The sequence below is a fragment of the Crossiella sp. CA-258035 genome (genome assembly GCF_030064675.1).
Taxonomy (GTDB): domain Bacteria; phylum Actinomycetota; class Actinomycetes; order Mycobacteriales; family Pseudonocardiaceae; genus Crossiella.
In genome coordinates this window covers 3,935,486-3,961,095 of sequence record NZ_CP116413.1, presented here as the reverse complement: position 1 = coordinate 3,961,095, position 25,610 = coordinate 3,935,486, and the positions used below count along the sequence as shown (strand labels likewise).

24 protein-coding genes are annotated in these 25,610 nt (G+C 72.1%); 7 read left to right on the top strand and 17 right to left on the bottom strand.

Translation table 11 applies throughout. The features are described from left to right. Positions 1 to 35: 35 nt before the first annotated feature. From N8J89_RS18015 to N8J89_RS17965, 11 genes are all read right to left on the bottom strand, one after another. Positions 36 to 419 (bottom strand): tautomerase family protein, encoded by a 384-nt coding sequence (locus N8J89_RS18015; protein ID WP_283665519.1) that lies wholly within the window; start codon positions 417 to 419, stop codon positions 36 to 38. Position 420: 1 nt separating this feature from the next. Beyond that, positions 421 to 990: a TetR/AcrR family transcriptional regulator gene (locus N8J89_RS18010; protein WP_283665518.1), complete on the bottom strand. Its 570-nt coding sequence runs from the start codon at positions 988 to 990 to the stop codon at positions 421 to 423. Positions 991 to 1,021: 31 nt separating this feature from the next. Beyond that, complete coding sequence (locus tag N8J89_RS18005) at positions 1,022 to 1,483, bottom strand: GNAT family N-acetyltransferase (protein WP_283665517.1); 462 nt, start codon at positions 1,481 to 1,483, stop codon at positions 1,022 to 1,024. An 11-nt stretch (positions 1,484 to 1,494) separates the two neighbouring features. Next, positions 1,495 to 1,986 (bottom strand): glutathione peroxidase, encoded by a 492-nt coding sequence (locus tag N8J89_RS18000; protein ID WP_283665516.1) that lies wholly within the window; start codon positions 1,984 to 1,986, stop codon positions 1,495 to 1,497. Between the two features lie 63 nt (positions 1,987 to 2,049). Further along, a complete protein-coding gene (locus tag N8J89_RS17995; protein ID WP_283665515.1) occupies positions 2,050 to 2,505 on the bottom strand; it encodes a hypothetical protein in 456 nt (151 codons plus the stop codon). Positions 2,506 to 2,619: 114 nt separating this feature from the next. Beyond that, complete coding sequence (locus N8J89_RS17990) at positions 2,620 to 3,036, bottom strand: nuclear transport factor 2 family protein (RefSeq protein ID WP_283665514.1); 417 nt, start codon at positions 3,034 to 3,036, stop codon at positions 2,620 to 2,622. Between the two features lie 10 nt (positions 3,037 to 3,046). Next, positions 3,047 to 4,042: an LLM class flavin-dependent oxidoreductase gene (locus tag N8J89_RS17985; RefSeq protein ID WP_283665513.1), complete on the bottom strand. Its 996-nt coding sequence runs from the start codon at positions 4,040 to 4,042 to the stop codon at positions 3,047 to 3,049. Continuing rightward, positions 4,039 to 5,835, bottom strand: a complete 1,797-nt coding sequence (locus N8J89_RS17980) for an ABC transporter ATP-binding protein (RefSeq protein WP_283665512.1) — start codon at positions 5,833 to 5,835, stop codon at positions 4,039 to 4,041. Before N8J89_RS17980 ends, N8J89_RS17985 begins: the two co-directional genes overlap by 4 nt. After that, entirely contained in the window at positions 5,832 to 8,930 is a 3,099-nt protein-coding gene (locus N8J89_RS17975; RefSeq protein ID WP_283665511.1) for a lantibiotic dehydratase, read from the bottom strand. The genes N8J89_RS17980 and N8J89_RS17975 overlap by 4 nt, the downstream gene beginning before the upstream one ends. A 2-nt stretch (positions 8,931 to 8,932) precedes the next feature. Further along, positions 8,933 to 10,129 (bottom strand): lanthionine synthetase C family protein, encoded by a 1,197-nt coding sequence (locus N8J89_RS17970; RefSeq protein ID WP_283665510.1) that lies wholly within the window; start codon positions 10,127 to 10,129, stop codon positions 8,933 to 8,935. Between the two features lie 276 nt (positions 10,130 to 10,405). After that, the gene (locus tag N8J89_RS17965) at positions 10,406 to 10,585 is read right to left on the bottom strand and encodes an FDLD family class I lanthipeptide (protein ID WP_252478811.1); all 180 of its coding nucleotides are present in this window, start codon (positions 10,583 to 10,585) and stop codon (positions 10,406 to 10,408) included. Positions 10,586 to 10,776: 191 nt separating this feature from the next. Between N8J89_RS17965 and N8J89_RS17960 the strand changes: the two genes are divergently transcribed. Continuing rightward, entirely contained in the window at positions 10,777 to 12,609 is a 1,833-nt protein-coding gene (locus N8J89_RS17960; RefSeq protein WP_283665509.1) for an AfsR/SARP family transcriptional regulator, read from the top strand. 1 nt (position 12,610) lies between these two features. Here N8J89_RS17960 and N8J89_RS17955 read toward each other — a convergent pair whose 3' ends face one another. Both N8J89_RS17955 and N8J89_RS17950 read right to left on the bottom strand, forming a co-directional pair. After that, positions 12,611 to 13,912, bottom strand: coding sequence for an erythromycin esterase family protein (locus N8J89_RS17955; protein WP_283665508.1), 1,302 nt, complete (start codon positions 13,910 to 13,912; stop codon positions 12,611 to 12,613). A gap of 34 nt (positions 13,913 to 13,946) precedes the next feature. Further along, positions 13,947 to 14,987 carry a LacI family DNA-binding transcriptional regulator gene (locus tag N8J89_RS17950; protein WP_283665507.1) on the bottom strand — a complete coding sequence of 347 codons (1,041 nt, stop codon included), beginning with the start codon at positions 14,985 to 14,987 and terminating at the stop codon, positions 13,947 to 13,949. 30 nt (positions 14,988 to 15,017) lie between these two features. Here N8J89_RS17950 and N8J89_RS17945 point away from each other — a divergent pair, with 30 nt between their 5' ends. The 3 genes from N8J89_RS17945 to N8J89_RS17935 all read left to right on the top strand — a co-directional run bounded on the left by N8J89_RS17945 (position 15,018) and on the right by N8J89_RS17935 (position 17,842). Then, positions 15,018 to 16,199: an MFS transporter gene (locus N8J89_RS17945; protein ID WP_283665506.1), complete on the top strand. Its 1,182-nt coding sequence runs from the start codon at positions 15,018 to 15,020 to the stop codon at positions 16,197 to 16,199. A 256-nt stretch (positions 16,200 to 16,455) separates the two neighbouring features. Then, the gene (locus N8J89_RS17940) at positions 16,456 to 17,187 is read left to right on the top strand and encodes a lytic polysaccharide monooxygenase (protein WP_283665505.1); all 732 of its coding nucleotides are present in this window, start codon (positions 16,456 to 16,458) and stop codon (positions 17,185 to 17,187) included. A 61-nt stretch (positions 17,188 to 17,248) separates the two neighbouring features. Further along, positions 17,249 to 17,842: a DUF305 domain-containing protein gene (locus N8J89_RS17935; RefSeq protein ID WP_283665504.1), complete on the top strand. Its 594-nt coding sequence runs from the start codon at positions 17,249 to 17,251 to the stop codon at positions 17,840 to 17,842. On the opposite strand, the gene N8J89_RS17930 is transcribed toward N8J89_RS17935, so the two are convergent. Together N8J89_RS17930 and N8J89_RS17925 are read right to left on the bottom strand one after the other, a co-directional pair. Next, entirely contained in the window at positions 17,836 to 18,798 is a 963-nt protein-coding gene (locus N8J89_RS17930; protein WP_283665503.1) for a serine hydrolase domain-containing protein, read from the bottom strand. The two genes, N8J89_RS17935 and N8J89_RS17930, sit on opposite strands and share 7 nt — an antisense overlap. A 286-nt stretch (positions 18,799 to 19,084) precedes the next feature. Continuing rightward, a complete protein-coding gene (locus N8J89_RS17925) occupies positions 19,085 to 19,792 on the bottom strand; it encodes an alpha/beta fold hydrolase (protein WP_283665502.1) in 708 nt (235 codons plus the stop codon). Positions 19,793 to 19,912: 120 nt separating this feature from the next. Here N8J89_RS17925 and N8J89_RS17920 point away from each other — a divergent pair, with 120 nt between their 5' ends. The 3 genes from N8J89_RS17920 (at position 19,913) to N8J89_RS17910 (ending at position 21,567) form a co-directional block, all read left to right on the top strand. Beyond that, on the top strand, positions 19,913 to 20,365 hold the full coding sequence (locus tag N8J89_RS17920; protein ID WP_283665501.1) for an AAA family ATPase: 453 nt from the start codon (positions 19,913 to 19,915) through the stop codon (positions 20,363 to 20,365). A gap of 5 nt (positions 20,366 to 20,370) precedes the next feature. Beyond that, positions 20,371 to 21,144: a tRNA(His) guanylyltransferase Thg1 family protein gene (locus N8J89_RS17915; protein WP_283665500.1), complete on the top strand. Its 774-nt coding sequence runs from the start codon at positions 20,371 to 20,373 to the stop codon at positions 21,142 to 21,144. Between the two features lie 129 nt (positions 21,145 to 21,273). Further along, entirely contained in the window at positions 21,274 to 21,567 is a 294-nt protein-coding gene (locus tag N8J89_RS17910; RefSeq protein WP_283665499.1) for a hypothetical protein, read from the top strand. Between the two features lie 20 nt (positions 21,568 to 21,587). Here the strand turns inward: N8J89_RS17910 and pip are convergent, their stop codons facing one another. Both pip and N8J89_RS17900 read right to left on the bottom strand, forming a co-directional pair. Beyond that, the gene (gene pip, locus N8J89_RS17905) at positions 21,588 to 22,520 is read right to left on the bottom strand and encodes a prolyl aminopeptidase (RefSeq protein WP_283665498.1); all 933 of its coding nucleotides are present in this window, start codon (positions 22,518 to 22,520) and stop codon (positions 21,588 to 21,590) included. Between the two features lie 21 nt (positions 22,521 to 22,541). Then, a complete protein-coding gene (locus tag N8J89_RS17900; RefSeq protein WP_283665497.1) occupies positions 22,542 to 25,388 on the bottom strand; it encodes a glycoside hydrolase family 2 TIM barrel-domain containing protein in 2,847 nt (948 codons plus the stop codon). Between the last annotated feature and the right edge of the window lie 222 nt (positions 25,389 to 25,610).

Genomic DNA, 25,610 nt, shown 5'->3' with positions numbered 1-25,610 from the left:
CCTGCCAATCGGCATGATTGGACTGATCACCCCGGTCACTCCACGTACTGCGCCACCCCGTGCCCGAACGACCAGTCGGCCGGCTCGTTCTCGGTCAGCGTGACCACCACGTTGCGCGGCTCGGTCCCCGCGTACTCCTCGGCCAGCTCCGCGATCCGCCGGTACAGCGCCTGCTTCCGCTCCACCGGCCGCCCCGAGCGCAAGATGATCGCCACGAACACGACGCCCGCATCTCGTTGCACGCCAAGGAAGTTGTCGTAGCGCAGGGTGCTGGTGACGCCGTCGTGTGCGGTCAGCACCTGGAACAGGTCGTCGGGTGGGATGCCGATGGTATCGATCAGGGCCTGGTGGACGGCGCGGCCGAGGGCGGCGAGGCGGGCGGGGTCGGCGTGCAGGGCGTCGATGCGGACGAAGGGCATGTCAGGGGCCTTCCCGGTGGCTGGCGAGCAGGCCGAGGGCGCCTTCGATGGCGTTGGTGTAGGGCTCGGTGGCGCCTGCGGCGCGGGCTAGCACGTAGCCGCCCTGGAGGACCGCGACCAGTGCGGTGGCGGTGGGTCCGGGGGCGAGGGTGGGGGCGAGCTCGCCGTGGGACTGGGCTTCGGCCAGCAGGTCGGCCAGGCGGGTGGTGAGCCAGGCGAAGGTCTGCTCGACCGGGTCGCGCAGGGTGGGGTCGGCCATCACCTCGGGGTCCTGGGTGAGGCGGCCGACCGGGCAGCCCTTGAGCGCCTCGCGTTCGCGGCGCAGGTAGGCGGCCACCCGGTCGAGCGCCGGGCCGGGGGCGGTGAAGGCGGCTTCGGCCCTGGCGCGCAGGTCCTCTGCGGTGCGGTTGATCGCGGCCAGGGCGAGCTCGGGCTTGCCGGAGAAGTGGTGGTACATGCTGCCCTGGCCCGCGCCGGAGCGCTCCTGGATGGCCTTCGGGCTGGTGCCCACATACCCGCGCTCCCACAACAGCGCGCGAGTGCTCTCGATCAGCTTCTCCCTGGTGTCCACCACCGGACCATACATACTAGTAGGTACAGACTCAAGCGGGCTGGCGCACCAGGTAGACGTCGATCGGGTCCTGGGACTCGACGGTGAAGCCGTGCCGTTCGTACAGCCGCTGGGCGGCGCTGCCCTGCAACACGTTCAGGCGGACGGGCGCGGCTTCGGCGTCGGCACGGGCCAGTAGGGTGCGCAGCACGGCGGACCCGAGGCCGCGGCCCTGCAGGTCCGGGTCGAGGTAGAAGTGCTCCAGCCACCAGCTCTGCTCGGCCGGGCGCAGGGTGACGCAGCCGGCGAAGGCGTTGTCGACCTCGATGATCGAGGTGTGCTGGGTGGAGAAGGAGTCCCGCAGGCGCTGGCGGACCCGGTGCTCGTCGAAGCGCCCCAACCGTTCCAGGTCCGGGCGCAGCACCCGCGCGCGGAGCTCGGCGATCGCCTCGACGTCGGCTGGTTCGGCCGCGCGCAGCGTCCAGGCCGCGGGCTTGCTGGTAGTGGTGTCCACGGTGGCCGGTGTCAACTGGCGGGCAGGACCGCTTCGATCGCGCCGACCACCGCGTCGTCCTCCGGCGTGGTGGCCGGGCGGAACCGGGCCACCGGCTTGCCCGAGGGGTCGAGCAGGAACTTCTCGAAGTTCCACTGGATGTCGCCGGCCTCGCCCTCGGCGTCCGCGGTGGCGACCAGCTCGGTGTAGAGCGGGTGCCGGCCCTGGCCGTTGACCTCGATCTTGGCCATCATCGGGAAGGTGACGCCGTAGCTGGTCGAGCAGAAGGTCTGGATCTCCTCCGCGCTGCCCGGCTCCTGGCCGCCGAACTGGTTGCACGGGAAGCCGACCACGGAGAAGCCGCGGGCGGCGTAGCGCTCCTGCAGGGCCTCCAGGCCGGTGTACTGGTTCGTCAGCCCGCACTTGGAGGCGACGTTGACGATCAGCACGGCCTTGCCGCGCAGCTCGCCCAGGGTGGTGGGCTCGCCGGTGAGGGTCCGCAGCGGGATGTCGTACAGGGTCACCCCGGTCACGCTAGTCGCCCGCTCCGCCACCGCGTGACCGGGGTGACGGAGCGGGCGGTGCGCTCACTTGCGGCAGTCGGCGAGCTTCTGCTTGGCGTCGCTGACGGCCTGGTTCGCCTCGGTCGCCTTGCCCCTGACCTTCTCGGCGTCCTCACGGGCCTGGGCCGCGTCCGCGATCAGGCCGGTGGCCGTGGCCAGCAGGCGGGTCGAGTGCGCGCTGGCCGAAGCCGCCTCCGCGTGCTGCGCGGCGCCACCCTTCGCGGACTTCTCCCTGGCCGCCTTGGCCGCCTCGACGGCCTTGTCCGCCTCGGCGTTGGCCGCGTCCTTGGCCTTGTTGATCTCGGCGAGCTTGCCCTCGGCGGTCTTGGCCGTGTTGTCGGCCTCGGTGAAGGTCTTCTCCGCGGCGGTGACCGCGTTCTGCTGCTGGTCGCAGTTGGCAGGCGCGGCGCCACCACAACCGGCGGTGAGCAGGGCAGCGCCCAGGGTGAGCGCGATGAGGGCGAAGCGAGTGGAGGACATGGTTCTCTCAGTTCTGCGTCGATGCGCGCGGGAGCATTCCCCCCGGTGCAATCGCGCGCCGACCGCCCCGGACAGAGGCACCCTAGCCGCTGCCGGTGCAGGTCAGGCAGTGATTTACGTCGTAGCCGGGACGCCGAGCTGGCGGGCGCCGCTGGCGGTGTCCAGGTACTCGCGCACCCGGTGGATGAGTCCATTGTGGACCTCGAAGACCAGGCAGTAGTCGTTGCGGTAGGGCCTGCCGTCGGCCAGGGTGGCGGTCATCGTCTCCTCCACGACCACCACGTCACCCGCGACGTGGAAGCCGCGGAAGGCCACCTCGACATCCTTGGCGAACAGCCGGGGGAAGTCGATGGCGAGGAAGCGCGCGATCTCCTCCCCGCCGATCATGTGGTGACTGATGCCCAGGGTGGTCGCGGTCGCGTTTCCTGGTGGGGCAAGCCATTCCGCGTCCGGGGTGAAGACCGCGGCGATGCGTTCGGGGTCGCGGGTCCGGAAGGTCTGCCAGGCCTGTTGGACGATCTCGGCACTCATGTCGGTGAGGCTAGGCAAGCCCGGCGTCGGTTGGCTGGCGAGAATCCGACGTGGTCACCTCCGCCAGAATCGCCCGCAGGTCCCTGAGTGCGGCCTCCCGGCCTTCCAGCATGCGCACGCCCGCGGTGTTCAGTACCACCTCGTCTGCCCCGGCCTCGTGGTAGCGCCGCACCCCGGCCGCGATCTCGGACAGGGTGCCGGTGAGCACCACGCCGCCGTCGACCAGCGCCCGCGCGCTCAGGCCCGGCTGCATGGGGTGCACGCGCAGGCCCGCGCGGCGGAGCATGTCGGTGTAGTGCGGGGCGGCCAGGTGTTCCCGGGCGGCGGTGAGCGCCACCTGGTGCGGGTTGCGGCCCGGTCGGCGGACCGCGACGTGCACCACCGTGACGATCCTGGGCGCGGGGCGACCGGCTTGTGCCGCGGCGGCCTCGATTTCCGGGCGGAGCACGGTGCGCAGGTAGTCCGGCGGGGTCATCCAGGTGATCGCGGAGTCGGCCAGCTCACCTGCCAGGCGGGCGGCGGCGGGGCGCAGGACGCCGAGGCCGAGCTCCACCGGCGGGTGCTCGAAGGGGGGCAGGCCGCCGTGCATCTGGTACTGGCGGCCTTGGTGGAGCACGGGATCGCCGGCCAGCAGGCCGCGCAGGATGGTGAGGTAGTCGGCCAGCGCGGTCAGCGGGCTCGGGTATGCCTTGCCGTGCAAGGACTCCACGAGTTCCGGGGTGCCCGCGCCGATGCCGAGCACCATGGGATGGCCGGTGAGGCGGGCCAGGGAGCGGGCTTGCAGGGCGGCTTCGTAGGGGTGGCGCAGGGCGGTGAGGGTGACGCTGGTGCCGACCGGCAGCTGGAACCCTTGGCCCGCCAGGTAGGCGAAGGCCTGGTGGGTTTCCAGTCCCAGGGACTGGCCCTGCCACAGGCGGTGTGCGGGGGTGTCGCGGACGAGCTCGGCGAAGGGGGTGAGGTCGTCGGGCTGTTCCGGCATCACCGGCAGGATGATGGAGGTTCTCACGTGTGCTCCGGCTGGTATCCGGCGGCCTGGAGGTTGAACAGGTAGGCGTAGTGGCCGCCCTGGCGCATCAGTTCGGTGTGCGTGCCCTGTTCGACGAGTTTGCCGCCCTCGATGACGATGATCTTGTCGGCGATCCGGACGGTGGAGAAGCGGTGAGCCACCAGCAGGCTGGTGGAGGTGTCGGCGATGCTGCGGAAGCGTTGGAAGATCTCGGTTTCGGCCTCGGCGTCGATGGAGGCGGTGGGCTCGTCCAGCACCACGATCGGCGCGGCCCGCATGAACGCCCTGGCCAGTGCGACCTTCTGCCACTGGCCGCCGGAGAGCTGGTGGCCGTTCTCGAAGTGGCGGCCCAGCATGGCGTCGTAGCCTGCTGGGAGAGTGTCCACAATGGAGTCAGCGCCACTGGCCTGTGCGGCGCGGCGGATCCGGTCGGTGTCGGCGCGGTGCTCGATCTGGCCGAAGCCGATGTTGTCCCGCACCGGCAGCTCGTAGCGGATGTAGTCCTGGAAGATGACGCCGAGGTTGCGGCGCAGGTCTTCCAGGTCGAACTCCTGGATCGGCACGCCGTCGAGCAGGATCTCCCCGCTGGTGGGCTCGTAGAGCCGGGTGAGCAGCTTGACCAGGGTGGTCTTGCCCGCGCCGTTCTGGCCGACCAGGGCCACGCAGTTGCCGGCGGGCATGGTGAAGCTGACCCGGTCCAGGACCTGTTCGCTGGTGCCGGGGTAGGTGAAGCTGACCTCGCGGAACTCGATGCCCTGGCGCAGCCGCTCCGGGAACTTCCGTTGCCCGCCCCGGATCTGCCGCTCGGGCAGGTCGAGCAGCTCGAACAAGTTGCTCACGAACAGCTTGTTCTCGAACAGGTTGGCCACGCCGACCAGCAGGGTGTGCCCCGATGCCTGCACGATGCCGATCGCCTGCAGGTACCCGGCCAGCTCGCCGATCTGCCCGGTGTCCTTGGTGGCCAGCATCGCGAACACCAGCGCTCCGGCCGAGATCAGCACGCTCACCAGGCCGAAGACGCCGAGCGAGACGGACTGGCGGCGGGTGATGTCCCGGTCCACCCGCAGGAACCGCTGCACCTGGTCGCGGTAGGCCTTGATCAGGTGGCCATCCAGCTGGAAGAGGCGGACCTCCTTGAAGGAGTGGTCGGTGGTGGTCAGGTACTGGAGGTAGAACAGGCGACGACGATCGGCGGCCCGGCCGTACTCGATCTCGTACATCTTCTTGCCGTACCACATCTGCGCGATCGCGGACGGGATCGGCGAGATCAGGATGAGCACCGCGACCCAGAAGTTCCAGGAGAACAGCACCGCGGAGACGGACAGGATGGTGATCAGCTCGCGGGCGAAGGCCAGGGTGTCGGTGAACAGCTGGTGGATCCGGGTGCCGCTGCTCTCCTGGAAGGCGCGTTGCAGCTTGTCGTAGGAGTCGGCGTCCTCGTAGTCCTGGAGCTCCATCCTGGTGCCCTTGCGCATCACCTCCTCGCCGACCGCGGTGGACAAGTGCAGGCGCAGCACCGAGTCCAGGTAGCCGTGCCACACGCCGAGCAGGTGCGCGGCCACCGAGACGGCCAGGATGAGCAGGCCGACCGCGAGCACCGCGGGACCGAAGTCGCCCTGGCCCCGCGCGGCGATCGCCTCGGCCACGGTCTGCACCGCGGTGGCGGTGAGCTGCAACTGGATCGCGGGCACCACCGAGACCGCGACGGTGACCAGGATCAACGCCAGCACACGCAATGGGCTGAGGTCCCAGAGCATCTTGGCGATCCGCAGCCAGTGGTTGTTCGGTTTCATGCCGTGGCCTCCGGTGCGGGTCGGCCGCCGATGGCGCGCAGAGCCTGCCGCCACAGCGCGTAGAGGTGCGATTCGCGGCGCAGGTCGATCGGCAGCAACCGGTTGATCTGCATGTGCGCCAGGCTGCCCAGCACCCCGGCCTCGGTGCCCCACAGCTGCCCGCCGGTCACCGCCGCCTGCGCCGCGGCAACCGCTTCACGTTGCGCAGCAAGGACTTCAGCGATCAGCTGGTGGTGCTGTCTGCCCTGTTCGTGCGGGCGGAAGTCCCACGGGACGAGCAGTTCGGTGAGGTAGGCGCGGTGCTGCTGGAACTCGGCGCGCACGAGGTCGGCGTCCGCGCCGCCGCTGCCGGGCAGCAGTTCCATGCGTTCCTTCGGTTCGAGGCCCCACTGCCGGTACAGGGTGTCCACCGCGGCGATCGCGGCGAAGTCGGGGCGCAGGTCGCTGTCGTTGTGCAACAAGGCAACCAGGTCGGCGGTGACCGCGCTGTTGGCGGCGAAGACCTGTTCCACCGTGTCGTAGACCAGCGGGCCGCCGTAGCGCTCGATCTCCGGGGCATAGCCCGCGAGCGCGGTGTCGAAGGCAAGACCCTGCTCGACCATCTGCTTGCCCCACACGGTGAGCTGCCACAGCAGGGCGGGTTCGGCCTCGGGGTGCGCGGCCCGGAAGCGCAGTCGCAGGTGCGGGCGCGGGTCCATGTAACGGATGTAGAACCAGCGGTCGATCAGCCCCTGCTCACCCAGCACCGCGACTAGCTCGCGCAGGCCGGTGCTGATGATCTCGTCCTGCTGGGTCATTCCGGTGTACAGCTTGAGGAAGCTCCACTGACCGCCGGGCAGGTGCAGCCGCGCCGGAGCGTCCTCGGTGTCCACCGGCGCGGACAGCGTGACCTCGCTGCGCGCGGTGTCCGCGCCGCTGCGGGCCAGCAGCGGGACCACGATCTCCTCCAGGTAGGCCGCGCCGTCGTTGTCGCGCAGCCACTGCTGGTCGAAGGCGGGCAGCATCTCGTGCACGGTCACCGGGCCGCGGTTGAGCCCGGTGGCCAGCTCGTCCAGGCAGACCGGGTGGTCCAGGTCGAGCAGCAGCCGGTTGTCCGCCTCCACCAGGTAGACGTGCCTGGGCACCCGCCACTGCTCCCGCCAGGCGCGGACCTCGGCGGCGAAGTCCTTGCCGGGCAATGAGTTCAGCCGCCACTGGGCCGGGCGCAGCACGACCTTGCCTCGGGTGACCCTGGGCAGGAAGGGCATCGTGTCCAGTGGTCCCCAGCGGAACCCGCAGGGCATGACGTAGCCGTCGTTGGAGACCTCCAGCACGAACCGGGCCACGTTGGGAGCCACGTGCGGGCTGAGCATGTGGTTCTGCGAGACCACCACCTGCTTGCCCAGCCGCTTGGACCACAGGAACAGGCGGTCCTCGGTGGCGCCGACGCACAGGTCGGCCAGGTCGATCACCCGCTCCGGCGGCACCGAGGGCGCGGTGTTGACCGGGACCTCGTAGCCGCGCAGCAGCGGCCGCAGCGCCACGTTGGCCGCCCGGCCGTGGTTGGGCAGGTAGCACAGCTCGGCGTAGACCACCTCGGGGCTGAGCTCCTCCTCGCGGCGGGCGTAGCCGCGCAGCCGGTCCACCGCCGCCTCGCCGAGCAGGTCGAAGAACCGGCCCGAGGTGCGCCCGCCGAAGGCCAGGCCCTCCTCGCGCAGCACCGCCCGCCACTCCCCCGCCGAGTGGTCGGCGGCGAGCTGGGCGTAGACGTCCAGCGCCGGGTACAGCGCCAGCGACGGCGCGTCCTCCGGTGGGGCGAAGCGGTTCAGCCACTCGTCGGTCAGCTCGACCTCGGGTTCGCCGGAGCACCAGGCCTGCACCGCGAACTCGGTGAGCACCCGGTCGAAGTCCTGCTGCCAGGGCTCGCCGACGTTGTGCGGCAACGGATATGTGCGCGGCGGCTCGGTGTAGGTGGGTGGCGCGTCCAGGCCGTGCTCCGGGCTGAGCAGCTCCAGCACCGGCACCAGTGCGAGCAGCCCGTAGCGTTCGGTGAAGGCGTCCCGGTACTGGGCGAGGTGGTGGTTGTGCCCTGGCAGCGCGGCGGACAGGCGCATCAGGCAGTCCACCGCCTCGGCCACCGCGGTGCCGACCTCGGCGGAGAGTCCCGGTTCGCGCAGGTCGAGGGTGGCGTCCAGCTGGTAGGTCGGGCCGGTGTGCTCGGGCGCGAGCGCGCGCTGGGCGGCGGTCAGCGCGGCCAGCGTGGCGGGGTCCGCGCTGGTGGCCGCGTGGTGGGCCAGGTCGATGACCTCGCGCAGCGCCTCGGCGGTGCCGGCCGCGGCCTCGATCCCGGCCAGTGCCTTGGCCAGGTGGGCCTCCGGGTGGGCCACGGTCAGCGGCGGGCGCAGGTCGCTGGTCAGGAAGTTCAGCGTGCGCAGCTCGTCCACCAGCCCGGCGACCCTGGCCGGGTCGACGCCGGGGAACTCCTCGGCCAGCGCGGTGAGCAGCTGCCCGTACGGGATCGGGGTGGCGGTCAGCCTGGTCACCGCGAGCGCGGCGGTGGTGGCCCGCACCCGGACCGCGCGGTTGTCGTTGTGGCCGTAGATGTCGGCGTAGGGCAGCACCAGGCGGTCGCCGCTGTGGTGCACGCTGGAATTGAGCACCACCCGCAGGTGCGGGCGCAGCGCCTCGTCCTCCTCCAGCTGCTTGACCACGGTCAGCAGCCAGGCCATGTCCGCGCGGATCCGGTTGTCCCGCAAGGCCGGTACGCCCAGCCGCGCGGTGGTCTGCGCGCCGAACTCGCCGACCGCGACACCGGAGAACGCGCCGAAGGGGGTGGGCCGGGTGGTCATCCTGGTGAGGTAGCGCAGCAGCCGGGAGTGCAGCCGCCGGGCCCGCTTTCCGTTGGGGGCCGGGCGGTCCAGGGCGTCGACCAGGTCGCCGCTGGCCACCGCGAGCGCCCGGCGCACCTCCGGTCGCGTGGCCAGTGCGCGCAGGCGGCCGTGCACTTCGGCGCGGGCCTGGTCCGGATCGTCGATGGCGAGCAGGTCCTGGAAGACCCTGGCCGGCAACGCTGGGGCGCGCAGCAGGAAGAAGTCGGCGGGTTCGTAGCGGGTCATGCTCACCGTGCCAGGAACGCGGTCAGCCAGGTGGGGCGGGCCGGGCTGATCGCGGCGAGCAGGGTCAGCGCCACCCCGGTCGAGCCGGTGAGCAGTCCTGGGCAGTCCACGAACAGCCCCGGCTCCTCCTGGTCGCGGAAGACCAGCGGGTGCGCGGGATCGGCGTGCGCGAGCAGCTCGGCGAGCAGCCGCGGGGTGTGCTCGCGGGCCGCTTCGCTGCCCGCGGCGGCGAACTCCAGGCAGATGGCCAGCACCCCGGCCACGCCGTGGCAGAAGGTGGGCGAGAGCGCGGGCCGCTCCTCGCTGCGCCGCAGCACGCCCTCGAACGCCTCGAAGGCCGCGGCCCGCAGCTCGGCGTCGCCCAGCGCCTCGCTCGCGGCGAGCAGGGACACCGCGACCCCGGCGGTGCCGTAGCACCAGCCGATCTGGTCGTTGGGCTGGTTCGGCCGGACCTCCTCGCCGGAGCCGGCCACCGGGATCTCGGTGGCCCACACCGGACCGTGCTCGTCCGCGCGCCGGACATCGAGGAGCCAGTCCACCATTCGCCGGATGGCCGCCACCTGTCCGGGCCGCCGGTGCCCGCGCAGCCGGGCCACGGCCAGTGCGGCGACCGCGCCGGGGATGCCGTGGGAGAGGCCGAGGTTGAGGTAGCCGCCGGGGAACTCCCTGGGGTCGCGGCCCAGTGGCGCGCACAGCTCCGGGGAGATCAGCCAGCGGCGGGTGATGGTGAGGTCGCGGGGTGGCTCGCTGAGCCAGATGAGGTAGTCCAGCAGGCGCTGGGCGGCGGCGCGCAGCGACTCGTCGGGGTCCGGGATCGAGCAGAGGTAGGCCAGGGTGCCCGCGGCGCCGGTGATCAGGTCGTAGTCGGAGTCGCTGACCTCGCGTTCGGCCATGGGCAGGTCCAGTTCGGCGACCTGGGCGGCGAACTGCTCGTGCAGGCGGCGAAGGCTGGGCGCGAACCGGGGTTCGGCTTCGACACAGCCCGCCACGCACAGCCCGAGGCCGCCGGTGCCGGAGAACACGCCCGGCGCCAATAGCGGTTGGACCTGGGTGCCCGCCACCGCCTCGCGGATGAAAGAGAACCCCGCCGAGAGGGAACGCGCGCTCTCTACCTCATTGGGGGCAACGGCCGCGGCGTGCACATGGAGTAGTGCGATTCCGGCGTGGCCATACCCGAAGCTGGGTAAGTACCATTCCATCGGATGCATCGTCTGCTCGGTGAATCGCATGACATGATCGATGACCTCGGCGGAATCCGCGGTTCTCCGCGCGACCTCCCAGGCCACTTCGCGGGCTTTGGCCGCAAGCGCCGCGGGGACTACTCCGTGCCAGGCTGTCGCGGATTCCCTGGCCACTGTTTCTGCGCGCATGACAACCCCTGTTCCTCTGCACTGATGCGGTAGGTTGAGCGGCGGGTGCTGCCGTGTCGTCGACACACGGCAGCACCCGCCTTCAGCCCGACTAGCTGCGGGTACTTACCGCTTGGGGCAGCCGGCGGTGCACGCGCCCTGGGTGCAGCGGCAGGTGAAGCCGGAGCAGAGCGGGGTCCTGGTGCACGCCAGGCGGGTGATCACACTGGTAATCGACAGCGGCTGCGCCTGGCCGTTGCTCGCCGCCGGAGTGCTGACCCTGGCGTCCAGATCAAAAGCGTCCATTTGACATTTCACCTTTCTGTGATTGTGCTGCGCGATTTTCTCGCGCTCACTTCGGACCCTAGGCGGGGCCGCGTACACAGCGCTGTCACAGGATTGCAGTCGCATGTCAACAAGCTCTTACTGTGAGTAGTTCCGAACACACCGTCCGCGGGTTAAGGTGTCCTTCTCCGATGCCTAATTGGGGGTTTGACGTGCTCAAACACGACGACAGGCTTTACTGCGAGGTACTCGGGGCGCTGGCCGCGCGCCGCGGTCCGGTGCGGATCGAGCTGGGCTGGGCGCGGCAACAGGCAGTGCTGGCTGTTCTGCTCACTCGAATGAACCAGCCGGTGCCGGTGGAGGCGCTGATCGAGGCGGTGTGGGCGGACAACCCGCCGCAGGGCGCGCGGAACACGGTGCAGACCAACATCAGCAGGCTGCGCCGCGCGCTGCGGCCGCCCGGGGCCACCGATGACCGGGACGCGGTGGTGGTGCGCACCGAGGCCGGCTACCTGCTGCGCGGGGAGCCCGACCAGCTGGACGCGCTGGTCTTCGAGCAGGAGGTGGCCGCGGCCCAGGAGCACCAGCGGGCCGGGCAGTGGCGGGCGGCCGCCGAGTCGGTGGGCTCGGCGCTGCGGCGCTGGCGCGGGGAGCCGTTCAGCGGCCTGGACAGCGCGTACCTGCACGCGCACCGGCTGCGGTTGCGCGAGTGCCACCTGCTGGCCCAGGAGCTGTCCGCGGCGCTGGCGCTGGACCGCGGCGAGCACCGCACGGCGGTGGCCGAGCTGACCGCACTGGTGACCCGGCACCCGCTGCGGGAACGGTTGCGGGAGCTGCTGATGCTCGCGCTGTACCGCTCGGGCAGGCAGGCCGAGGCGCTCGGGGTGTTCCAGGACGCCCGCGCGGTGCTGGCCGAACAGCTGGGCATCGACCCTGGCCCGGCCATGCGCGGGCTGCACCAGCGCATCCTGACCAGGGATCCGGAACTGTCCGCGCCGCCGCGGCTGGCCGGTCCGCCGGTGGTGCTCGCGCCCGCGGTGACCGTGGAGCAGCTACCCGCGGATTCGTTGTCCTGCAGCGGAAGGGAGGACGAGCTGCGGCGGCTCACCGAACCGTCGGTGGCCGCGGTGGTGCACGTGGTGGACGGGATGCCCGGGATCGGCAAGACCACCCTGGCCGTGCAGGCCGCGCACCTGCTCGCCACCGACTACCCGGACGGCCGGATCTTCCTGCGCCTCAACGCCTTCGCCGCCGCGCAGCCGCCGCTGCCGCCGTACCAGGCGCTGGCCGCGCTGCTGCTCGCGGTCGGTGTGCCGGCCGCCGCGCTGCCGGAGACCGAGCACGCCCGCGCCGCGCTGTGGCGGGAACGCTTGCGGGACAAGCGGTTGCTGCTCATCCTGGACGACGCCGCCGGGCACGAGCAGGTCCGGCCGCTGCTGCCGGGACCCGGCCGGTGCCGGGTGCTGATCACCAGCAGACGGCGGCTGAGCGCGCTGGAGGGCGTGCGGTCGCTGGAGCTGAACCCGCTGCCGCTGGAACAGGCCGCCCGGCTGTTCCAGCGGCTGGCCGGTCCGCGCGAGCAGCCGGTGGACCCGGCGGCGGTCACCGAGCTGGTGGCGCTGTGCGGCGGTCTGCCGCTGGCGATCACGTTGCTGGCCGGTCGGTTGCGGCACCACCCGCGCTGGACCGAGCGCTACCTGGTGGACCTGCTCAGCTCCGCGCGGACCCGGCTGAGCGAGCTGCACGCGGAGAACCGCACGCTCACCGCCGCGTTCGAGCTGTCCTACCAGGGCCTGCCGGTGGAGACCCAGCGGCTGTTCCGCTGCCTCGGCCTGTGCTCGGGTGTCGAGGTCGACCCGCCGACCTCGGCGGCGCTGGCCGGGTTGACCGCCACGGCGGCCCGGCGCGGGCTGGAACTGTTGTACGACAACCACTTGCTCACCGAGTCCGCGCCCGGCCGGTACGTGCTGCACGAGCTGGTCAAGGAGTACGCGGCGACGCTGGCCGAGCTGGAGGATCCGACGCTGATCCAGCGCGCGGGCTGAGTCAGCCCGGTTTCAGCGGCTGGGCGCGAGTGGTGCGGTCCAGGTAGGCGACGCCGTCGTACTCCGCGCCCAGCCGGAAGGTCAGCGACTCCTTCTTCATCGTCTTCCAGAACCCGACCACCGAGCCGTAGCCGCGCATCTTGTGCTTGCCCGCCAGCCATTCCCTGGCCACCGGGTCCGGCCGCGCGTGCCGCAGGTCCACCAGGTGGTCGCCGCCGACCTTGGCCAGCTGCCATTCCAGGGTGCCGGGCTCGGCCGGGTCCAGGACGAACTCGGCCAGCTCGGTGCCGCCCATCTGGATGGCCTGGAAGCCGCCCTCGTTGGCCACCAGCGCCAGCGCGTAGTAGCCGTCGCCGAGCCGGTCCCGCAGCTCCGCGCCGAGCGCGGCCTCCTTGCTGGAGCGGGTGGCGGCGGAGAGGTGTCCGTTGTGCGCCCACAACATCACCCGGCCGTCGGGCTGCTCCTCCAGGATGCGGTTCACCGCCGCGCCCATCATCCGGTCGCGCAGGTGACCGCCCGCCTGGCCGAGGGTGGGCAGGGTGCGCAGCTCCGCGGCCCGGTCCACCGCCCAGGCGTGCCAGTGCGCCTCGTGCCAGGCGGGGTCCTGCGCCGGGTGCCCGGCCAGCCAGGTCACCGTCTCGCGCACCACCTCCCTGGCCGCGAGCACCTCGTTGTGCTCGGCCGCGGCCCGCACTCCCGGCACCCGCCGCCACAGGTGCCGGAACGCCGCGCGCAGCACGCCGCCGACGCTGATCTTGGTGACGTCCGGGCGCAGTGCCTTGGCCGCGGCCCGGAACGCCGCCGCCCGCTCGGTGTCCACTGTGGACAGATAGCCGCCGATGGCCTCGACGCCCGCCTTCTCCAGCACCGGATCGACGCCGCGGAAGCGCACCCGCTGCTCCAGTGGCAGGTCCGTGTTGTGCGCGCGCAGCCATTCGACCAGGGCCAGCACTTCCTCGGTGTACCAGGTCCAGAAGCCGACCTGGCGCAGGGCCAGCTCGGCGGTTCCGGTGCCGTGCACCACGTAGTCGTCCACCGCGCGGCAGGCCGACCAGCCGGCCTCGATGGCGAAGGTGGTGAAACCCAGCTCGGTCACCAGGAACTCGACCAGCCGGTGCTTGAGCGTGAAGAACTCCCTGCTGCCGTGCGTGGCCTCCCCCAGCCCGACCACGCGCACCCCGTCCAGCACCTCGGCCAGCGGCTTCAGGTCGTCCACACCGTTGCCGGGCTCGACGGTGCGCAGCGGGATGGCGTGCTCGGCCAGCCAGGCGGTGATCAGCTCGGCCTGGGCATCCTGTGACATTCGGTGACCTCCTGACACCGGAGGGTACCGAAGATCACCGGGTGCTCGAGCGCACCCGGGTGGTCCACGCGGCGCTGCCGCCCGGCGCCCGGTCGCCGAGCGCGATGAGCGCGCAGGTCCTGCCCTGGTCCAGCAGCGACTGGGCGATGGTGGTCAGGCCGGCGCGTTCGGCATCCGGGCCGTCGTCCCAGCCGGAGACCGCGAGGTCCTCCGGCACCCGGAGGCCGCGGGCGCGGGCGGTGTCGAGCACCGCGAAGGCGAGCTGGTCGCTCATCGCGACCACCGCGTCCGGCGTGCGGAAGTCGAAGAGCAGGGCGGCCATGGCGGCGGCTTCCTCGCGGTCGTTGCGGGCCACCACGGCCACCGGCAGGCCACGGGGATCGACACCCGCCTGCGCGCAGTGGTCGTAGACGCCCTGGAGGCGTTCGCGGGTGACCGGGAACGGCACCTGGTCGGCGTCCGGCCCGGTTTCCAGCCGTGGCCTGCGTTCCCGGTCGAAGGGGAAGCTGAGCACGGCCGGGCGCTGGGCTCCGGCGAAGGTGCGCGCGGCGATATCCCTGGCGGAGGCGCGGTTGTCGATGCCGACCACCTGGACGCCGGGCACCGCCGGGCCGCCGTGGATGGCGACCGGTTTGCCCAGGCCGCGCACCACCTCCAGCACCGGGTCGTCCTCGACCGTGGTCCACACGATGTAGCCGTCGACCGCGGCCGAGCGCACCCGCTCGACGTCCTGGTCCGCACCGGTGGTCGGGATCAGGTTCAGGCCGCTGCCGCGCTCGCGGCACACCTCGGCCACCCCGGTCAGGAACCGGCGGGCCTGCGGATCCTCGAAGGCGTAGGCGAGGTGCTCGCCGAGCACCACCCCGATCGCGTCGTTGTGCCGCTTGCGCAACGACCGCGCGGTCGGGTCCGGTCCCTGGTAGCCCAGTTCGGCGGCGGCCTCGCGGACCCGGCGCAGCGTGTCCGGGGCGACCCGGTCCGGCTGGCTGTAGCAGTAGGACACCGTCATCGGCGAGACACCGGCGCGGCGCGCCACCGCCGCCATGGTGACGCGCGGTGATCCGGGACTGGACATGCCCACAGCCTATCTGTGTATCGTTACACAATGCGCGTGGCGACAAGCTCTCGAACGGGTATGGCCCTGGTGGCGCTGAGCACCGCCTGCTTCATCTCGGTCACCTCGGAGAACCTGCCGGTGGCCCTGTTACCGCAGCTCGCGGCGGGTCTGAAAGCGTCTGACTCGGCGATCGGCCTGCTGATGACCGGCTACGCGGTGGTGGTCGCGATCACCGTGATGCCGCTGGTGGTGCTCACCGCCCGCTGGGACCGCCGGACCACGGCCCTGATCACGGTGGTCGCGATCGCGCTGTCCAACCTGCTGCTGGCCCTCGCGCCCAGCTACGGCGTCGCGGTGGCCGCCCGGCTGGTCTCCGCGGTGAGCCACGGGGTGTTCTGGTCGGTGGTCGCGCCGATGGCCGCCCGCCTGCTGGGTCCGGACCGGGCCGGGCGGGCCACCGCGGTGGTCTTCGCCGGGAACTCACTGGCCCTGCTGTTCGGACTACCCCTGAGCTCCTGGCTCGGCGCGACCCTGGGCTGGCGGCCCACCGTGGTCGTGCTGGCCGTCATCGCGTTGCTGTCCGCGGTGGCCATCCGCGCCACGGTCGAGCCGATGCCCGCGGAGCATGCCACGCCAGGACAAGGACTTTCCGCGCTCCGGCAGGTGCTGGCCGACCGGTCGCTGGCCGCGGTGAACCTGACCACGGTGCTCGTGGTGCTGGGCCACTTCACCGCCTACACCTACATCACCGCGATCATCGCCGACTACGCCCACCTCACCGGACCGGCGACCGCGGCGCTGCTCTTCGCTTACGGCGCAGCGGGTCTGCTCGGCCTGGTGCTGATCGGGCGAACGCTGGACAGCCATCCCCGGGCCACCGGCCTGTTCGTGGCCGGCGGTCTGGCGCTCTGCATGCTGGCGCTGCTGACCCTCGGGCCGGGCTCGGGACTGCTCAGCAGCGCGGTGGTCGTGCTGTGGGCGGCGCCGGCCGGCGCGATCGGCGTGGTGTTGCAGGCGGCGGTGCTGCGCGCCACGGCGACCCGGCAGGACCTGGCTTCCAGCGTGTACATCGTGGCCTTCCAGGTCGGCATCGCGGCGGGCGCCGGGCTCGGCGGGTTCTTCCTCGCCCAGGGCGCGCTGCCGCTGGCGGTGGGCACGGCGGCGGTCTGCGGACTCATCGCGCTGCTCGTGGTGCGCCGCTCGGCCGCGTTCGCCGCGGCTGTTCATTGACATGAACAACCCGGGTACCTTATGGTCTAGACCACCTTACCCTGTGTGACATTCGGACCCGCCGCCTCGTCCGTGTGCCACGGAGCCGGCCCGCCGGTCGCCGACGTGACGCGCGTGAGCGGAGCGAGGTGGCGGCGTGTCCGCGCCTCCCGCGCCGCAGCGCCGGCCCTGCCCGGCGCAGGCACCTGTTGATCGCGTGCGACGGGGCACGACGTCGGGCGCAGCCGCCGGGACGACCCCGGCAGGGAGCTGACCCATGACTCTCAGACGCCTGTTCACCATGGCCGTGGCCGCCCTCGGCATCACCCCCTTCCTGCTGGTGGTGATGCCGGCGAGCCCAGCGTTCGCGCACGGCTACATCTCCTCCCCGCCCAGCAGGCAGGCCCAGTGCGCGCAGGGCACCGTGCCCTGCGGGCCGATCAAGTACGAGCCGCAGAGCGTGGAGGGGCCCAAGGGGCTGCGCAGTTGCAGTGGCGGCAACGCGCCGTTCGCCGACCTCGACGACGACAGCAAGGGCTGGAAGGCCACCGCGGTCGGCGGCACGGTGAACTTCACCTGGACCTTCACCGCCCGGCACCGCACCCGCGACTACGAGTACTACCTCAACGGCCAGCGGGTCGCGCTGATCGACGGCGGCAACGTGCAGCCACCGCCCACCGTCTCGCACACGGTGAACCTGGGCGGCGCGACCGGCAGGCAGAAGCTGCTGGCGATCTGGAACATCGGCGACACCCCGATGGCCTTCTACGCCTGCGTGGACCTGCAGATCGGCGGCGGTGGCACCCCCACCACCAGCCCGACCACCAAGACCACCACGCCGACCACGACCAGCACTCCCCCGCCCGGCGGCACCTGGGCCTCGGGCACCGCCTACCAGGTCGGCAGCCAGGTCACCTACAACGGCAGCACGTTCCGCTGCACCCTGGCGCACACCGCGCTGCCCGGCTGGGAACCCCCGAACACCCCCGCCCTGTGGCAACAGGTCTGACCACTACCGGCTCGCGCCCCAGCCGCCGGGGGCGCGGGCCGGTGTCCGAAAGGCAACCACCGTGAACCGAGCCCTCCTCGCCGCCGTGCTCGCCGCCGCGCTGCTCGTCGGCTGCGCGAGCACCCCGCCAAACCCTGTCGCCGCACCGCCTTCACCGTCCGCGCCGCCTCCCACGGCCACGGCCGCCGCGAACTTCAACGACGCGGACGTGATGTTCCTGCAGATGATGCTCCCGCACCACGGACAGGCCGTGCAGATCGCCAAGCTGGCCAAGGACAAGGCCACCCGCAAGGAGATCAAGGACCTGGCCGCCGCCGTCGAGGCCACCCAGCTCGCCGAGGCGGAGACCATGACCGGCTGGCTGCGGTCCTGGGGCCGACCGACCACAGTGGACACCAACCCGGACCTGCACGCCCACCACGGCGGCATGCCCGCGACCTCCAAGGAGGTGATCGACGCGCTGGCCAGGACCAGCGGGGGCAAGTTCGACCGGGACGTGGTGAACGTGCTGACCGGGCACCAGCACGGGGCGGTGGAGATGGCGCGCAACGTGTTGCGGGATGGCAGCAACCCGCAGGTGAAGGAGCTGGCGGACCGGATCGTGAAGTCGCGCACGGCCCAGATCCAGCAGCTGCTGGCCCTCCTGGGTCAGTAGCCGGAGAGCAGCAGGTCCAGGCCGGGGCGGTCGACCGAGGAGGCGGTGGCCGACAACAGGACCACGCCCCGGCCCGCGGCCCGGTCGAGTCCCAGCCAGCTGCGGAACCCGCCGGTTCCCCCGTTGTGCCAGGTGATCTCGCGCCCCCGCCGCGCCGTGGTCAGCCAGGCCGCGCCGATGCGCACCGCGGGCCCGGCCACGTCGGCCACCGGGTCCAGGGCGGCGATTCCCGGCGCGGAACCGTTGAGCAGAGCGGAAGTCAGGGCGGCCAGGTCCGCGATGGTGGCCCGGATGCCACCGGCCGGACCGACCGCCTCGCCGGTCCACGGCTCGCGTGCCCGGCCGGAGCCGCTGCGGCCGGGCAGGGCGGTGGGGCGGAGCTCGGCCGGGGTGGCCGGGACGTACCAGGACAGGCCGAGGGGGTCGCTGAGGCGTTGGTGGAGCAGGGCGGGGTAGGTGGTGGTGGCGGACAGGGCGTGGCCGAGGAGCTCGTAGCCGAGGTTGGAGTAGCGGAAGCGGGGCTTCTTCGGGCGGGCGCGGTGCAGGCCGGCGAGCAGCTGGGCGCGGGTTTCGCCGTAGGGGTTGATGCCGTGCCGCCACAGGGCGATCGACCTGCGGAGGAGGTCGCCGGTGGGCAGGAGCCTGGGCAGGCCGGAGTGGTGGGTGCTGAGGGCGGCCAGGGTGATGCTCGCGGCCGGGATTCCGTTGAGCGGCAGGAGGTCGCCGAGGGTGGTGGCCGGGGTGATCTCGCCGCGGGCCAGGGCGTCGGCGTAGAGCAGGCCGGTGACGCCCTTGCTGATCGAGCCGATCTCGAAGTCGGCGGACAGGGCGGCGCCCGCGCTGGCGATCCGGGTCGACCCGGCGGTCACGATGGCCGCGGCGAAGACCGGGTGGCGCTTGCCGAGGGTGGCTCGCAGGCGGGTCGCGAGGTCCTGGTCGCCGTGGGTTTCGGTCACGGCGGAAACCCTATCCGGGCGGCGGGAGCCCCGTGGCCCGATACTGGCTCGGTTGATCTCCATGTGGCACGGGGACCTAGTGGTTCTGGGACTGGGGCACCGGCTACCCGCACGCCACCATCCGGCCCACCTCGGCCGGCGGGTCCAGGCAGGCGCCCCCGACCAAGTCGCTCAACGGCTGGGTCGGCGTGGAAGCCTCCCCTCGGCAGGCCAAGAGGGGCACCCTGGCCGTCCACTGGCACGTGGACGTCTGAGTGCCCCGCTACACACCGCCTGAGCCGCTGACTCAGGCGGTGCGGGCCGCGGCGTCGAGGATGACCTCGGCCACCACGTCCGGCCGCGACACCGAGACCGCGTGCGAGGCGTCCACCCTGGTCACCACCGAGGCGGCCCGCTCGGCCATGAACTCCTGCGCCGCGGCCGGGATCGCGTTGTCCTGGCTGGCGATCAGCGCCCAGGAGGGCAGCTTCGACCAGGCGGGCACCCCGTCGAAGGCCGCGGCCAGCGCCCGCTCGGCCACCGGCCGCTGGGTCACCGCGAGCACCGCGGCGGTCTCGGCGGGCACATCGGCGGCGAACACCTCGGCGAAGTCCTCGAACTTGATCGAGAGTTCCGCCTCGCCGTTGTGCGCCAACACGTTCGTGGTCTCCGGACCGAGCTTGCCGCCGGCGAACCGCCCGGAGAGACCGAACACGCTCTCCCCCGCCTCCGGCTGGAACGCGGCGATGTAGACCAGGGCGCGGACGTTCGGCAGGTCCGCGGCGGCCCGGGTGATCAGCACACCGCCGTAGGAGTGGCCGACCAGGACCACGGGGCCGGGGACGTTGCCGACCACCTCGGCGAGGTAGGCGGCGTCGGAGTCCACGCCGCGCAGCGGGTTGGCCGCCGCGACGACCGGGAAGCCCTGCTCGCGGAGCCGGGTGATGACGCCGGTCCAGCTGGACGAGTCGGCGAACGCGCCGTGGACCAGGACGATGGTGGGCTTGCTGCTCATGACGACTCCTTGATAGAACGACCGTTCTTTCTGTCGCAGACACTATGGGCGTGCGGCAACGTGGACAAGGTGACGGACCCGACCTTGCGGAACGAACGTTCTGTCTCTAAGGTGCGGCGGATGGAGCTGGCGATCCTCATCGGCCTACAGGCCTCGGGCAAGACCACGTTCTACCGCCAGCGCCTGGCCGCCACCCATGCGCACGTCAGCAAGGACAACTTCCCGCGCGCCCGGCACCGGCAGCGCCGCCAGCTCCGCCTGATCGACGAGGCCCTGACCGCGGGCCGGGACGTGGCCGTGGACAACACCAACCCGGACGCCGGGACCTGGCAGCCGCTGATCGAGCTCGGTCGCGGGCACGGGGCGCGGGTGGTGGCCTACTGGTTCCCGCCGGACCCGGTGGGCTCGGCGGCCCGGAACGCGTTGCGCCCGCTGGAAACCCGGGTGCCCGATGTCGGTCTGCGTGCCACGCTGGGGCGCCTGCGCAGGCCCCGGCTCGCCGACGGCTTCGACGAGGTGCGGACGGTGCGCTTCGACGGCGCGGGCGGGTTCAGGGTCGAGGGGGACGGATAAACAGCGTGGAGTTCGAGGCGGCGCAGCGGGCGCGGGAGTGGTTCCAGAGCCTGACCCTGTTGCCGGGGGCGTGGGCGGTGCTGCGGCTGGACGGGCGCTCGTTCACCAGGTTCACCGAGCAGCGCTTCAGCAAGCCGTACGACGAGCGGTTCGCCGGGTTCATGGCCGAGACCGCGCGACTGCTGCTCACCGAGCTGGGCGGCCGGTTCGCCTACACCCAGAGCGATGAGATCTCGGTGCTGCTGCCGCCGGAGTTCTCCCTGTTCGGGCGGCGGCAGGAGAAGCTGGTGTCGGTCTCGGCCGGACTCGCCTCGGCCGCGTTCACCCACGCGGCAGGCGCGCCGGCGCACTTCGACAGCCGGGTGTGGCTGGGCAGTTCCCCGGCCGAGGTGGCCGACTACTTCTCCTGGCGGCAGGCGGACGCGGCGCGCAACGCGCTCAACGCCTGGAGCTACTGGACCCTGCGCGGCGAGGGCCGCAGCGGCGGGCAGGCCACCGGGGAGCTGCGCGGGCTGACGGAGGCGGCCAAGCACGAGCTGCTGTTCGCGCGCGGGATCAACTTCACCGAGCTGCCCGCGTGGCAGCGGCGCGGGATCGGGCTGTGGTGGCAGGAGGTGCCGGTGACCGGGTTCGATCCGGTGCGGGAGACCGAGGTGACCAGCAGTCGCCGCCGGGTGCACGTGGAGCGGGAGCTGCCGTGGCGGCGGGAGTACCGGGAACTGGTGCTGGCCCAGGCCGGTTCCGGACTCGCGGCCGGGCGTGCGGCGACGGCGGATTGACTTCCCCGCCCGGCTGGCGATGCTCGGATCATGCGGTGGCGACGAGTGTCCTCGGCCCTGGCGGCGGCGCTGCTGCTCGGTGCCGCTCCCCTGCGCCGACATCACCGGGGGCCGGGCGGGTGACGGGGTGTGGCTGGACCGGTCCTGGGACGAGGGCCGAAGCTGGCCGGACGGCGGTTCGTTGGGGCGCAAGGCAATCCCGGCGAACCCCGCTACGGCGCCGCCGCGACCCGACTGGCCACCACCGCCACCACCCGGGCTACCGGGAGCGGCGGGGATTGTCTGGCCCGGCAGGCGGAGGCGATCTGGGGGCGGGGGTGGGATCCGCTCAACCGGTTGGGGCAGCGGTGGGCGGGGGACGGTGGGGAGCGGAACTGGCGCAGCCATGCCAGCGCGTTCGCGGCGCTGGTGGCGGCCCGCTGACCGAAGTCGTCGACCTCGATCTACTGGCCGCGGGCGAACCGGTCGGTGGCGGCGATGATCGCCGCGGTCATGCCGCCGCCGCTGTGACCGGTGTCGTCGAGGACCACCAGTTCGCTGCCGGGCCAGGCCCGGTGCAGTGCCCAGGCTGTGCCGAGGGGGCTGCTGACGTCGTAGCGGCCGTGGATCAGCACGGCCGGAATCCCGTGCAGCCGCTCGATGTCGCGCTGTAGCTGTCCCTCCGCCAGGAAGCAGCCGTGGGACCAGTAGTGGGTGACGATGCGGGCGAAGGCCAGCTGGAATGCCGGGTCGGCGACCGACAGGCTGGGTGCGGCGTCGGGGGCCAGCGACATGTGCGTGTCCTCCCACTCACACCACCCGCGGGCGGCCTGGGCGCGGACCTCCGGGTCGGGGTTGTGGAGCAGCTTGCTGTAGGCGGCGGACAGGTCGCCGTCGCGTTCGGCGGCGGGCACGCCAGCGCGGAAGCGTTCCCACTCGCGCGGGAAGACGCGGCCCATGTCGCGGGTGATCCAGTCGGTGTCGCGGCGGTCGCCGTTGGTCACGGCCGCGAGCACCAGTTCGGTCACCCGTTCCGGATGTTCCTGCGCGTAGGCGAGCGCGAGGGTGACGCCCCACGAGCCGCCCCACACCAGCCAGCGCTCGAGGCCCAGGTGCACCCGCAGGGCCTCGATGTCGGCGATGAGGTGCTGGGTGGTGTTGGCCGACAGGTCGACCACCGGGTCGGTCGCCGACGGGGTGCTGCGACCGGAGTTGCGCTGGTCGAACTGGACCACGAGGTAGCGGTCCGGGTCGAACAGGCCCCGCCTGGCCGGCGAGCTGCCCGACCCCGGACCGCCGTGCAGCACGACGGCCGGTTTGCCGCCGGGGTTGCCCGAGACCTCCCAGTTCAGCGAATGACCGTCGCCGACCTCCAGCATGCCTGTCTTGAGCGTCATACCGCCATGATCGCGCACCGGTCAACGCGGAATGCTGAACACCAGTTCCAGCGCGGCCTTGCCCGGGTGCAGGCGGTACTGCGGCAGCACGCCCGGTCCGCAGGACGCGGTGCCCAGGCCGTGGTGGGCCAGGTCCAGGTGGAGGTGGACCTGGTCGGTCGGGCGGAGGTCGGTGGTGTGGGTGGCGGCCTCCAGGTCGGCCGTGGTCCAGCGGCGGGCGGTGAGGTCGAACGTGGGCGCGCCCGCGATCCGGATGCAACGTCCGTCCACTGTGGACAGTTCAGCCCAGCGGACGTCGACGCGGTTGCCGTTCTCCTGCGGGAAGACGTACGGGGTGTGCAGGTCCTCGACCGACGCGGTGAAACGGCCGATGCGGGCGGACTGGCGGCTGTCGGGGTATGCCTCGCCCGGGCCGCCGCCGAACCACTCGACCTGGCCGAACTCCGCCGGGATGGCCAGGTGCAGGCCGAGGCGGGGCAGGGTGCACGGCCATTCGCCCTCGGGTTCCAGTTCCACGCGGAGCCGGAGGGTGTCCTGGTCGGCGGTCCAGCGGTAGTCGGCGAGCAGGGCGAAGGACAGGCCGGGCGGTGCCACCCTGGTGCGGACCAGCAGCTCGGTGTCGGCGGGGTGGATCTCGCCGATGCGGTGCTGGAGGCGGTGCAGACCGGCCGCGCGCCAAGTGGTGGCTTCCGAGGGGTGGCCGCCGCGGTCGTTGTCGGTGGTGGCGCGCCAGAGGTCCAGCCGGGGGCCGGTGACCTGGTGGCCGCCGAGGGAGACCAGCTGGCCGGTGGTGGGGTCGAAGGCCCCGATGCCCAGGCGGAGGTCGGCCGGGGTGTGCAGCAGGCGGGCCGCGCCGGTGCGGGCCGGGGTGGTGGCCGGGGTGATCGGGAGCTGGCCCCAGGCGACCTGGTGACCGGCGGGGGCCCAGCGGGTGTCGGTGGCCAGTACTGCGCGGACGGTGAGCCAGGTTTCGCCCTGGGTGGCGGGAAGATCGGGGAGCGGGAGGTCGACCGCCTGTCCGGAGTGGACGGTGGGCACGGGCAGGTCGCCGGTGGCCACCGGGGTGCCCTCGGTTTCCAGGGTCCAGTGGAAGGTGAGGTGGTCCAGGGGGCGGTAGTCGTGGTGGTTGTGCACGCGGATGCCGTTGGGGGCGGCGGTGATCCGGACCGGCTCGTAGATCTTGGCCAGCTCGGTGAGGCCGGGCGAGGGGGTGCGGTCGGGGAAGAGCAGGCCGTCGATGACGAAGTTGCCGTCGTGGACGGACTCGCCGAAGTCACCGCCGTAGGCGTAGTACTCGCGGCCGTCCGGAGTGCGCTGGCGCAGGCCGTGGTCGATCCACTCCCAGATGAAACCGCCCTGGCAGCGCGGGTGGCGCTCGAACAGCTCGCGGTACTCCAGCAGGCCGCCGGGGCCGGTGCCCATGGCGTGCGCGTACTCGCACAGCAGGAACGGCAGCTCGGCGTGCCGCGGGTTGTCCACCTCGCCGCGGCCGATCTGCTCGACCTCCTGGTGGGAGGCGTACATCCGGCTGTAGACGTCGACGTAGGCGCAGTCGTGGTCGCCCTCGTAGTGGATCGGCCTGCCGGGGTCGCGGTCGCGGGCCCACTCGGCCATCCGCCGGAAGTTGACGCCGGTGTGGCCCTCGTTGCCCAGCGACCACAGCACGATGCTGGGGTGGTTCTTGTCCCGTTCCACCATGCGGCGCATGCGGTCCAGGTAGGCGTCCGTCCACTGTGGATCGTCGCTGGGGTTGCCCGCCCAGTCGATCCGCTCGAAGCCGTGGGTCTCCAGGTCGCACTCGTCGATGACCCACAGGCCGTACTCGTCGCACAGGTCCAGGAAGGCCGGGTCGGGCGGGTAGTGGCTGGTGCGCACGGCGTTGATGTTGTGCCGCTTCATCAGCTCCACGTCGGCCACCGCGACCTCCCGGGGCACCGCGCGGCCGTGGCGGGGGTCGTGCTCGTGCCGGTTGACGCCGCGGAAGAACACCCGCTGCCCGTTGACCTTCAGCTGACCGTCCTCAATGGACACTGTGCGGAAGCCGACCCGGACCGGGACCCGCTCGGCGCCGGTGGCCAGTTCGCCGTGGTACAGGCGGGGCTCTTCGGCGCTCCACGGCTCGACGGCGGGCAGCTCGACCGGCCGGGCGGCGGGGTGGTCGTGCAGGCCGAGCTCGGGGATGCTCAGGCGGGCGCCGGGCACTGTGTCCACGGTGATGGTGCCGCGGCCGGTGGTGTGGTCGTAGTCGGCGCGCAGCCAGTAGTCGCCGATGCCGCCGGTGGGGCGGGCCAGCAGGGTGACCGAGCGGAAGATGCCGGAGAGCCACCACATGTCCTGGTCTTCCAGGTAGCTGGCCGCCGACCACTGGTGCACCCGCACCGCCAGCAGGTTCTCCCCCGCCCGCAGCAGCGGCCCGGCCTCGAACTCCGCGGGCAGCCTGCTGCCCTTGGTGACGCCCAGCTCGGTGCCGTTGAGCCAGATCCGGGCGCAGGAGTCGATGCCGTCGAAGCGCAGCACCGCGGGCTGGGTCAGCCAGTCGCCGTCCAGGGTGAAGGTGTGCCGGTAGCTGCCGGTCGGGTTGTCCGAGGGCACCCGCGGCGGGTCGACCGGGAAGGGGTAGACCACGTTGGTGTAAGCCGGTTTGCCGTGGCCGTGCAGCTGCCAGTGCGCGGGCACCGGCAGGTCGGTCCAGGCGGAGTCGTCGAACTCCGGGTGCTCGATGCCCTCCGGCGCGGCCGCGACGCTGGGCGAGAGCTGGAAGCGCCAGTCGCCGTTGAGGGACAGCGAACGCGCGTCCGAGCGGAAGTGCGCGCGCGGGGACAGGCTGCCGTGGCCCGGGGACGGGTCCTCGACGTAGGACAGCGACATGGCTTCCTTTCCTGGTCCAGGTGCACGGTCTTGGGCACGCTCAGCCCTTGAGCGCGCCAGGGAACTGCGTCGAGTCAGCGTCGTCGGAACCCTTCGAGCCGATCCGTGAACGTTCACGTGAGCGTTCACGGCCTGCCCGGAAGTCTCACCCCGCCGACCGCGACTGTCAAGCAGTGCCCAGGTCACGGCCCTTCGGGCCCACCGGCCACCCCCGGGGCACGC